At 58.9% G+C, this 733-nt stretch carries 1 tRNA gene; it reads right to left on the bottom strand.

Features of this window, described 5'->3' with window-relative positions:
* Nucleotides 1-458: 458 nt before the first annotated feature.
* A tRNA-Ile gene (locus DWX63_RS11060) sits at nucleotides 459-534 on the bottom strand.
* Nucleotides 535-733 lie beyond the last annotated feature (199 nt).

The following is a 733-nucleotide window of genomic DNA, read 5'->3' as shown; positions in this document are numbered from 1 at the left end:
GCGGCGGCCACGCCGCCGCCCTCCTCCCCGGCGCCCTCGGGACATCTCGAATCCCGCCGTCCGCCGTTTATCGCCTCCGCAGCGCGGTCCGCCATCCGCCCAACGGCCGTCCCGCCGGCGCCGGGCCCACTATCGGGTCCAACCGCGCCCCCGCCCGCCCGGCGATTTCAAAACCATGCCGGTTTACGGGGCCAGGCCGGGAAGCCCCGAGCATGCCGCAATCGGCAAAATCAAAACCGCAGGTAGGCGACTTGCGCATTCCGTGAAATGCAGGGTATGGACGGCCGGTCCGGGTCCAGCCCCGTAATCCGGCATAGTTTTGAAATGGTTCTTGTCAACCAGCATTAACAATTACGTGGATTTGAACCGTAAGCGTTTATCAAGGCAATTTGGCAGGCATGTGAAGTGGGAACTTTGACAAAAAGAGGCCAGGCTATTTGCCAGGCCTCTTAATTCTCTGGTGGGCCCTCCGGGATTCGAACCCAGAACCCAGGGATTATGAGTCCCCTGCGCTAACCGTTGCGCCAAGAGCCCTTATAACGTGGTGGATATGATAGAGACCGTCAGAACCAGTCCCCTATCTTGAACCACGACGTGAAATACTACCATGCACGCGGCACCCGTTCAACGCACGATCTTGTCGACCAGAAGGATCATGGTGCCGCCTTTGACCTTGTGTGCCTATATGAAAAAAGGCCCCAACTTGCGTTGGAGCCTCATTCAATGCTCGGGT

This window comes from Collinsella sp. AF20-14LB (assembly GCF_003459505.1).
Taxonomy (GTDB): domain Bacteria; phylum Actinomycetota; class Coriobacteriia; order Coriobacteriales; family Coriobacteriaceae; genus Collinsella.
Note: the sequence above shows the minus strand (reverse complement) of the source record. Positions and strands in the feature narration are given on the sequence as shown.